This window comes from Actinocrinis sp. (assembly GCF_035938995.1).
In the GTDB taxonomy this organism is placed as follows: Bacteria; Actinomycetota; Actinomycetes; order Streptomycetales; family Catenulisporaceae; genus DASZGI01.
Map to the genome: position 1 here is coordinate 1 of NZ_DASZGI010000273.1, position 9,661 is coordinate 9,661.

Annotated in this window: 8 protein-coding genes and 1 pseudogene; all 9 read left to right on the forward strand. The window is 71.8% G+C overall.

Annotation, left to right across the window (positions count from 1 at the left end):
• On the forward strand, positions 1-831 hold an 831-nt coding region (pucL, locus tag VGZ32_RS18845; protein WP_326887395.1), incomplete at its 5' end, for a factor-independent urate hydroxylase.
• A 101-nt stretch (positions 832-932) separates the two neighbouring features.
• Positions 933-1,808 carry an FAD binding domain-containing protein gene (locus VGZ32_RS18850; RefSeq protein ID WP_326887396.1) on the forward strand — a complete coding sequence of 292 codons (876 nt, stop codon included), beginning with the start codon at positions 933-935 and terminating at the stop codon, positions 1,806-1,808.
• A gap of 41 nt (positions 1,809-1,849) precedes the next feature.
• Positions 1,850-2,329: a (2Fe-2S)-binding protein gene (locus tag VGZ32_RS18855; RefSeq protein WP_349263656.1), complete on the forward strand. Its 480-nt coding sequence runs from the start codon at positions 1,850-1,852 to the stop codon at positions 2,327-2,329.
• A complete protein-coding gene (locus tag VGZ32_RS18860; RefSeq protein ID WP_326887398.1) occupies positions 2,326-3,834 on the forward strand; it encodes an 8-oxoguanine deaminase in 1,509 nt (502 codons plus the stop codon). Before VGZ32_RS18855 ends, VGZ32_RS18860 begins: the two co-directional genes overlap by 4 nt.
• Positions 3,835-3,839: 5 nt before the next feature.
• Positions 3,840-6,251 carry a xanthine dehydrogenase family protein molybdopterin-binding subunit gene (locus VGZ32_RS18865; protein WP_326887399.1) on the forward strand — a complete coding sequence of 804 codons (2,412 nt, stop codon included), beginning with the start codon at positions 3,840-3,842 and terminating at the stop codon, positions 6,249-6,251.
• A gap of 10 nt (positions 6,252-6,261) precedes the next feature.
• Positions 6,262-7,206 (forward strand): XdhC family protein, encoded by a 945-nt coding sequence (locus tag VGZ32_RS18870; protein ID WP_414642565.1) that lies wholly within the window; start codon positions 6,262-6,264, stop codon positions 7,204-7,206.
• A gap of 2 nt (positions 7,207-7,208) precedes the next feature.
• On the forward strand, positions 7,209-7,604 hold the full coding sequence (locus VGZ32_RS18875; RefSeq protein WP_326887401.1) for an allophanate hydrolase-related protein: 396 nt from the start codon (positions 7,209-7,211) through the stop codon (positions 7,602-7,604).
• A gap of 4 nt (positions 7,605-7,608) precedes the next feature.
• Positions 7,609-8,994 (forward strand): allantoinase AllB, encoded by a 1,386-nt coding sequence (gene allB, locus VGZ32_RS18880; RefSeq protein ID WP_326887402.1) that lies wholly within the window; start codon positions 7,609-7,611, stop codon positions 8,992-8,994.
• Positions 8,991-9,661, forward strand: a pseudogene (locus VGZ32_RS18885) (hypothetical protein); the annotation flags it as partial. The gene allB and the pseudogene VGZ32_RS18885, both read left to right, overlap by 4 nt.

Below are 9,661 nucleotides of genomic sequence, written 5' to 3' on the forward strand. Positions count from 1 at the left end.
GTCGCCAAGAGCGGTGGCACGCACACGATCAGGGACCTCAATGTGAGCATCGCGCTGTCCGGCGACCAGCAGGACACGCACCTGACCGGCGACAACGCGAAGGTCCTGACCACCGACGCCCAGAAGAACGCGGTCTTCGCCCTCGCGAAGCGGCACGGCGTCGGCGCACCGGAAACCTTCGCGTCGCTGCTCGCCCGCCACTTCCTGGCCACGTGCCCCTACATCGACCGCGCCCGCGTCGCCGTCGAGGAGTACCCCTGGGGCCGGATTCCGGACGTCAGCAGCCGGCATTCCTTCGTCCGCACCGGAGGCGAGACGAGGACCGCGCTGGTCCACCACGACGCGGACGGTACCCACAGCGTTGTCAGCGGTCTGAAAGACCTCGTCGTCCTCAACAGCACCGGCTCCGAGTTCCACGGCTTCTACAAGGACGAATACACCACGCTGCGGGAGACTCGCGACCGGATCCTGGCCACCGCCGTGAACGCGCAGTGGCGGCACACCGACCTCGGCGACGAGCGTGGCGCCGACGACTGGGACAAGGCGTACGAACAAGCGCGCGGCGCGCTGCTCGCCGCGTTCGCCGACACCTACAGCCGCTCCCTCCAGCAGACGCTCTACGCGATGGGCCGTCGGCTCCTGCTCGACCAGGCAGGAGTCTGCGAAGTACGCCTCGCCCTGCCTAACCGTCACCACTTCGCTGCCGACCTGTCCCCCTTCGGCCTGGACAACGACAACGAGGTCTTCTACGTCGCAGACCGGCCCTACGGGCTGATTGAAGGCACCGTCACACGCGTCGGTGCACCCGACCCGGGCCGCGCCTGGGAATGAACCGCCGAGCACAGCACAGGCGAGCACAGCACGGAGGAACCGCGCACGACAGAGACCGAACACTACGCATCGCAGACACAGGATTGAGGACGCAGCACCCTATGGACTTCTTCGCCCCCGCATCCTGGGCCGAGGCCCTGGAGACCAAGGCCGCCCGCCCGGACGCGGTACCGATCAGCGGAGGCACCGACGTGATGGTCGAGCTCAACTTCGACCTGCGCCGACCCAGCGCCCTGATGGACCTCGGCCGCATCCGCGAGCTGCGCGACTGGGACGTGGTCGGCGGCACCGTGCACCTCGGCGCCGCTGTCCCGTACGCCCGGATCATCTCCGACCTGGCCGACCGGCTGCCGGCGCTGGCGATGGCCGCGCGCACCGTCGGCTCGCCGCAGATCCGCAACCGGGCCACCGTCGGCGGAAATCTCGGCACCGCCTCGCCCGCCGGGGACGCCCATCCGGCGCTGCTGGCCACCGGCGCCGTCGTGCAGGCCGAATCGTTCCGCGGCGTGCGGCACATCCCGATCGACGGATTCTTCACCGGCGTCAAGCACTCCGCGCTCGCGCCCGACGAGCTGATCAGGGCCGTGCTGATCCCCACCGCAGCCGGACCCCAGCAGTTCTCGAAGGTCGGCTCGCGCGGCGCCATGGTCATCGCGGTCTGCTCATTCGCGCTGGCACTCGACCTGGATGCCCACCGCGTCGGCACCGGCATCGGCTCAGCCGGCCCGACCCCGCTCGCCGCGCGCACCGCGGAGCGCTTCCTGGCCGGTGCGCTCGACTGGACCACGCTCAGCGTCCCGACCGCGGCGGCGCAACGCTTCGGCGAACTGGTCGCCGAAGCCGCAAGCCCCATCGACGATGTGCGCGGCACCGCCGACTACCGCCGCCACGCCCTCGCCGTCCTGGCGACCCGCGCGCTGCGCTGGGTCCGGACCGCTGGAAACGGGGCGCACAACCGAGAGCCCGTACCGGCATGACGAGTCCGGCGCGAACCGCGAGCGACAGCGCGGCCGGCACCATCCGGCTCACGTTGACCGTCAACGGCGACGTGCTGACCGCCGACCGGGTGCCGCCGGGTATCAGCCTGCTGACCGCGCTGCGCGAACACTTCGACCTGCCCGGCTCGAAGAACGCGTGCGAGCAGGGCGAATGCGGATCCTGCACGCTCTACCTGGACGGCGAGCCGGTCTGCTCCTGCCTCGTCGCCGCCGGGCAGGCGCAGGGCCGCGAGGTGCGCACCGTCGAAGGTCTGGCCGCGGCCGAGGGCGTGCCCGGCGCGGTCCAGCAGGCCTTCATCGAGTGCGGCGCGGTGCAGTGCGGATTCTGCACGCCCGGACTGATCGTGGCCGTGGACGCCCTCGTCCGCCGCGACGTCGAACTCGACGACGCGGTCGTCCGGGAGGAACTCGCCGGGAACCTGTGCAGGTGCACCGGATACGAGAAGATCATCGATGCGGTGCGGGTCGCGGCCCGCCACGTTCGGGAGGTTGCCGCATGAGCCCCGGGACGAACCTCCCGAGCGCGCCCGACTCAGGGCACGGTGTTGATTCAGGGCACGGTGCTAGTTCACAGAGCGGTGTTGGTTCAGAGCGCGGCTTTTCTTCAGAGCGCGGTGTTGGTTCAGAGAGCACCGTCGACACCGTCATCGAGAACTGCGCCATCGCCACCGTCGACGCGCAGGGCGCCGAATACGAGAACGGATACATCCTCCTCGGCGGCGGCACGATCGTCGCGGTCGGAGCCGGTGCCGCCCCGCCCGTCGCGGCCGGAGCGCGCCGCGTCGACGGAGCCGGATGCCTGGCCACGCCCGGCCTGGTCAACACTCATCACCACCTCTACCAGTGGATCTTCCGCGGCCTGGCCCAGGACGCCGCGCTGTTCGGCTGGCTGACCGAGCTCTACCCGCGCTGGGCCCGCATCGACCAGGACGCCGTCGCAGCCGCGGCGCAGGCCGGGCTCGGCTGGCTCGCCCTGAGCGGCTGCACCACCAGCACCGACCACCACTACGTCTTCCCGCGCGGGGCCGGCGACCTGCTCGGCGCCACCATCGAGGCCGCACGGCTGATCGGGCTGCGCTTCGACCCGACCCGCGGCTCGATGGACCGCGGCCGCGCCCACGGCGGCCTGCCGCCGGACGAGGTGGTCGAGGACCTCGACCGGATCCTGGCCGCCAGCCAGGACGCCATCGACCGCTACCACGACCCGTCGCCCGGCTCGCTCACCCGGATCGCCCTGGCCCCCTGCTCGCCGTTCTCGGTCAGCAGCGAGCTGATGGCCGAGTCCGCCGCGCTCGCCCGCGCCAACCGGGTCCGGCTGCACACGCACCTGGCCGAGACCGTCGACGAGGAAGAGTTCTGCCTCGCCACGCACCGGTGCACCCCCGCCGAATACGCCGAATCCCTCGGCTGGCTCGGCCCGGACGTCTGGCTCGCGCACTGCGTGCACCTGTCCGACGCCGCGGTCAAACGCTTCGCCGCCACCGGAACCGGCACCGCGCACTGCCCGAGCTCCAACGGCCGGCTCGGCGCGGGCCACGCCCGTGTCAAGGATCTGCTCGACGCCGGAGCGCCGGTGGGACTGGGCGTCGACGGGGCTGCGTCGCAGGAGTCTGGGATGCTGGTGGAGGAACTGCGCTCGGCGCTCTACGTTTCACGACTGCGCGCGGGTAGCCCTGAACCGGAGCGGGCTCTGAACGCGCGCACCGCGCTCTTTCTCGGCACCCGCGGCGGCGCCCGCCTGCTCGGCCGCGAGGACGAGATCGGGTCGCTGGAGCCGGGCAAGTGCGCCGATATCGCGCTGTGGCGGCTCGACGGCCTCGGCCACGCCGACATCGCCGACCCGGTCGCCGCGCTGGTCCTCGGCCCGCCCGCACCGCTGAAACTTCTCACCGTCCACGGACGCACCGTCGTCGAAGACGGAGAACTGCGCACCGCCGACGCCGCGCGTCTGGCCCGGCGTGCCCGCGCAGCCAGCCGCCGGATGATGGACGCAAAAGGGAGCTGAAACCCATGTCCGACACGAGCGCGCGCTGTATACCCAGCCAAGGGCGGGGCAGTCTGACCGGCGCATGGGGGAACGGCACGCCGGGTGGCGGAGTCGGCGACAGCCCGCGGCGGCCAGATGCCGCAGGCAAAGTTCTTGGCACGTTCACCTACGCCTCCGACCTGCGCGCAGAGGGCATGTTGCACGGCGCGACGCTGCGCAGTCCGCACCCCAGAGCCCTGATCCGGCGCCTGGACACCGCCCCGGCGCTCGCCATGCCCGGCGTGCGCGCCGTGCTCACCCACGAGGACGTCCCCGGTCGCAAACACTACGGCCTGATCGTCCAGGATTGCCCGGTCCTGGCCATCGACGAGGTCCGCTACCAGGGAGAACCGGTCGCGATCGTGGCCGCCGACGACGCGGACACCGCGCGCCGCGCCGCACAGGCGATCGTCGTCGACTACGTCGTCTTCGAGCCGATCACGGACCTGCGCCGGGCCGTGTTCGACCCTGCCTGCCCGCGCGTGCACGAACGCGGCGCCGTGGCAGGCCACGACAATGTGGTGCGCCATCAGCCGGTGCGCCGCGGCCGCCCGCACGACCCGCGGATCAGGGCCCTGGCCGACGTCGAGATCACCCGCGAGTACGAGGTCGGCATGCAGGACCAGGCATTCCTCGGACCCGAAGCCGGCCTGGCGCTGCCCGCCCCCGACGGCGGCGTCGACCTGCACGTCGCCACCCAGTGGCTCCACGCCGACCGGGAACAGATCGCCCCTTGCCTCGGCCTTCCCGAGGAGAAGGTCCGGATGGCGCTGTCCGGGGTCGGCGGCGCGTTCGGCGGCCGCGAGGACCTCTCCGTGCAGATTCACGCCGCGATGCTCGCGCTGCGCACCGGCCGCCCCGTTCGGATGACCTACGATCGGCGCGAATCCTTCTTCGGGCACGTACACCGCCATCCGGCGCTGATGCGCTACACCCACGGCGCCCGCAGCGATGGCACCCTGGTCTACGTCATCGCCGAGCTCCTCCTGGACGGCGGCGCCTACGCCTCGACCACCGAAGCCGTCGTCGGCAACGCCGCCTCGCTCGGCATCGGACCGTACGAGGTCGAACACGTCGCCGTCGACGCATACGGCGCCTACACCAACAACCCGCCGTGCGGCGCCATGCGCGGCTTCGGCGCGGTCCAGGCCTGCTTCGCCTACGAATCGCAGATGGATGCCGTCGCCGAAGCCCTCGGTATCGACCCGCTGGAGATCCGCGCCCGCAACGCGGTGAAGCAGGGCTCGACGCTCGCGACCGGTCAGCTGATCGACTCCCCGGCGCCGCTGGCCGAGATGTTCGCCCGGCTGCGCGAGATGCCGCTGCCGGACGAGCCGGACCCCGGCGCGCTCCAACCCGGCGGCTACGGCAACACCACCCACGGCGAGGGCGTGCGGCGCGGCGTCGGCTACGGCGTCGGCATCAAGAACATCTGCTACTCAGCAGGCTTCGACGACTACTCAACCGCGCGCGTGACCCTCAGCGCCAAGCAGGGCGAGCCCGTCGCGATCGTGCACACCGCTGCCGCCGAAGTCGGGCAGGGACTGGTCACCGTCCAAGGCCAGATCGCCCGCACCGAACTCGGCGTCGAGAACGCGACCGTCGCGCAGGCGGACACCCGCGTCGGCTCGTCAGGGTCCTCATCGGCCTCCCGGCAGTCCTACGTCACCGGCGGTGCGGTCAAGGCCGCCTGCGAAGCCGTCCGCGAGCTGGTGCTCGAACGCGCCCGGGCACACGGCATCGCAGTACCCGACGACGCCAGGCTCGGCGGCGGCAAACTGCTGACCAGCCAAGGCGAACCGCTCGCCGACCTGACCCAGATCCTCGGCGCCGAAACCCTCGAGGCCACCCGCGAATACCGGCACCGCGAAACCGGCCCGCTCGACCGGCTCACCGGCCAGGGAAGCTCCCACGTCCAGTTCGCCTTCGCGGTCCACCGCGCCGTCGTCGACGTGGACGTCGAACTCGGCCTGATCCGCGTCGTCCGGCTCGACCTGGTCCAGGACGTCGGCCGAATCCTCAACCGCCAGGCGCTCGAAGGGCAGCTGCAGGGCGGAACGGCCCAGGGCCTCGGCCTGGCGCTGCTGGAGGAGATCGTCACGCAGGACGGGAAGATCCGCAATCCGTCCTTCACCGACTACCTGATTCCGACGATCCTGGACATGCCGCCGCTCGGCATGGAGATCCTCGAGCACCCGGACCCGGCGGCGCCGTACGGCCTGCGCGGCGCGGGCGAGCCGCCCACCCTCTCGTCGACCCCGGCGATCGCTGCGGCGGTGCGGGCCGCGACCGGGCTGCCGCTGAACCGGGTGCCCATCCGGCCGGAGCACATCGCCCTGGCCGACCGGCGGGCGGATCCGCGGGTCGGCGCGAACCGGGAGGTCATCGATGTCTGAGCTGTTCGAGCTGCGCGAGGTCGCCGCGACCTTGCGCAGCTGGCACGACAAGGGCCGACCGTACGCGCTGGCGCAGGTGGTGGCCGTGTTCGGCAGCGCGCCGCGCGACGTCGGCGCCACCCTCGCGGTGGACGAGGCCGGGATCGTCGCCGGGAACGTGTCGGGGGGCTGCGTCGAGGCGGAGGTGTACGAGCTCTGTCGCGAAGTCCTGCGCACCGGGCGGCCCGAGCGCCGCCGTTTCGACGCCGCCGGCGGCGAGCCGTTCGCCCCCGGGCTCGTCTGCGGCGGCGCGATCGAAGTCGCCGTCCGGCGGATCGATCCGAGCACTGACACCACGGTCATCGCCGAGCTGGAGGCCGGCGCGGCGAGCGCCCGGGACGAGGCGCCCCGGATGATCGTCGTCGGCGGGGTCGAATTCGCCGCCGCGCTGGTGCGCATGGGCAAATTCCTCGGATATCGGGTCACGGTCAGCGACGCGCGCCCCGTCTTCGCGACGCACGAGCGCTTCCCCGAGGCCGACGAGATCGCCATCGGATGGCCGCACGAATACCTCGCCGTGACGCCGATCCGCGAGAACACCGTGATCTGCATTCTGACCCACGACGCCAAGTTCGATGTCCCGGCGCTGTCCGTGGCGCTGCGTTCCCCGGCCACGTACGTCGGCGCGATCGGATCGCGGCGCACCTGCGCCGACCGGCTGGAGCGGCTGCGCGCGGCGGGTGTGTCCGAGGACGAAATCGCCCGGCTGCGCTCGCCGATCGGCCTCGACCTCGGCGGCCGCGAGCCCGAACACGTCGCGCTGGCGATCGGCGCGGAGATCGTCGCCCTCGCGCATGGCGGCACCGGGCTCCCGTTGCGTGACACCGACCGCCCGATGCACAGCACGTCGAACCCCTGGGCATCCGCCATGCGACGCAATCAGCTCCAACGCGCACCGCTGGAACGGGGTGATTGAAGATGCCTCACATGTTCCTCAACGGCGGCGCGATGCGCGGCGGCCCGCTGCACCATCTGCTGGACGGCGCGCCGCTCGTCGGCGTCGTGCGCACCGCGCCGAAGTACCGGTTCTACTCGGTCGGCGACCGCTTTCCGGCGCTCGATCCGGAGCTTGGCGACAGCATTGGCGTGCGAGTGGTCGGCGAACTGTACGACGTGCGCTGGGAAACGCTGCGCGAACGGCTGCTCCCGGCCGAGCCGGACGAACTCGAACTCGGTGTCATCGAGCTCGAGGACGGCACGGGAACTCTCGCGATGGTGCGCCGCCGCACCTACGCAGAGCCCGAGGACGCCTACCGCGACATCTCCGATCACGCAGACTGGCGCGCCTACGCGGCCCAAACGGCAGGCGGCTGACAAAATGGTGCGACGCGACCGCTTCGACCTCGTCCTGCGCTCGCGCCGGGCGATCCTCTCGGACGGCGAGCGCCCGGCCGCGGTCTGCGTCGCCGACGGACGCGTCGCCGTGATCCTCCCGTACTACGCGCCCGTGGACGCCGACCGCGACACCGACGTGGGCGACCTGCCGCTGCTGCCCGGCCTCGTCGACACGCACGTACACGTCAACGAGCCGGGCCGGACCCCGTGGGAGGGCTTCGCCTCGGCGACCCGGGCGGCCGCGCTCGGCGGGGTCACGACCCTGATCGACATGCCGCTCAACAGCCTGCCGCCCACGACCAGCGTCGCCGCGCTCGAGATCAAGCGAGCGGCCGCGGCCGGCAAATGCGTCGTCGATGTCGGATTCTGGGGCGGCGCGGTCCCCGAGAACACGCGCGACGCGGCCGACCTGACGGCCCTGCACGAGGCCGGGGTCTTCGGCTTCAAGTGCTTCCTGGCCGACTCGGGCGTGCCCGAGTTCCCGCCGCTGTCCACATCAGGGCTCGAGGCAGCCGCCCGCCACCTCGCCGCCCTCGACGCCACGCTGATCGTGCACGCCGAGGACAGCGCGATCCTCGGCGAGAACGCCACGCTCCACCGCGACGACCACCCCCACGACCGCACCCGCTTTGCCGACTTCCTCGCCACCCGACCGGATTCCGCCGAACTGGCCGCCGTGTCCGACGTCCTGACCGTGGCCCGCCGCACCGGTGCGCGGGTTCACATCCTGCACCTGTCCTCCGCCGCGCCCCTGAGCCTGATCGCGGCGGCGCGCGCGGCGGGCACGGACGTGACCGTCGAGACCTGCCCGCACTACCTGTTTTTCGACGCCAAGGAGATCCCGGACGGGGCGACCGAGTTCAAGTGCTGCCCGCCGATCCGCTCGGCCGCCAACCGACAGCGACTGTGGTCGGCGCTCGAGGAGGGTTTGATCGACTTTGTCGTGTCGGACCACTCGCCGTGCACCGCGGACCTCAAGCGGCGCGAGACCGGCGACTTCGGGGAGGCTTGGGGCGGCATCGCCTCGGTCCAGCTCGGCTTGTCGGCGGTGTGGACGCAGGCACGGGCGCGCGGCTGGCGGCTGGCCGCGGTCGTGGACGTCATGGCGCGGCGCACCGCACTGTTCGCCGGCCTGCCCGGCAAGGGCCGTATCGCTGAGGGCTGCGACGCCGATCTGGTCGTCTTCGATCCGGAAGCCCAGTGGAAAGTGGATGCCGGGCAACTGGCCCACCGCAACCCGATCACGCCCTATCACGGCAGGACGCTGACGGGAGTGGTCCGGGCCACCTATCTGCGCGGCGAGGAGATCGGCGGGGTGCCGCGCGGCAGGCTGTTGCGTCGCGAGCGAGTCGCGGGGGCGGTGGTATGAACACGCCCCCGGAAGCGCCGACGCCGCCGGATTCCGCCGGGTCAGAAGTCGCCGCGTCAGAAGTCGCCGCGTCAAGAGTCACTGCGCCGGATCTCACCGCCCTGCCCGACCTGGCCTCCCGCGCCCTCGGCGGTTCGGTGGTGTGGGCGAACGACGAGTTCTTCGGCGAGAAGGAGAACTTGATCGAGCCGCATCCGCCCACGTTCGCGCCGGGCAGCTTCACCCACAAGGGCCAGCGCTACGACGGATGGGAGACCCGGCGCCGCCGCCCCGACGCACCGGGAGTAAGCGGCACCGACCACGACAGCGCGATCGTCCGGCTCGGCGCACCCGGCGTCATCCGCTGCGTCGTCATCGACACCGCGCACTTCCTCGGCAACTACCCGCCGCAGTGCTCGCTGGAGGCGACCTGGTGCGACGGATATCCTTCGCCGAAGAAACTCGCCAGGGCCGACTGGCAGCTGATCGTCCCGCCGCACCCGCTCGGCGGCGGCGCGCTCCACCCGATCCCCGTAGACACCGAACACCGCTTCACCCACGTGCGGCTCAACATGATCCCGGACGGCGGAATCGCCCGCCTGCGCGTGCACGGCGAACCGGTGGCCGACCCCGACTTCCTCGTCGGCGTGACCGTCAACCTGGCCGCGCTCAGCGACGGGGCGCGCAT